Here is a 328-nt window from a genome sequence, read left to right on the forward strand (position 1 = left end):
CGCCGAGCTCAACCCAGCCGGTGGGCACGCCAGGCGGAATGGGGCCCACCGCCGAGCTCAACCCAGACGGTGGGCACGCCAGGCGGAATGGGCCCACCGCCGAGCTCAACCCAGACGGTGGGCACGCCAGGCGGAATGGGCCCACCCCCGCGGGTGGGGCTGGTTGCATACGGCTGCTGAGCTGGCTGGCTTCGCTTCGCTCCGCGGGCGATTTGCCCTGAGGAGCCAATGAGATGAGGCCGGTTTTCCAACGCCGCACACCCCGCGGCGTTGGAAAACCCGCCCCCAAGGAAGAGCACAAGACAGAACACAAAACGAAAAAAACCAG

Origin of the sequence: Actinoplanes sp. NPDC049598 (assembly GCF_040675435.1) — a bacterium.
Classification (GTDB): domain Bacteria; phylum Actinomycetota; class Actinomycetes; order Mycobacteriales; family Micromonosporaceae; genus Actinoplanes.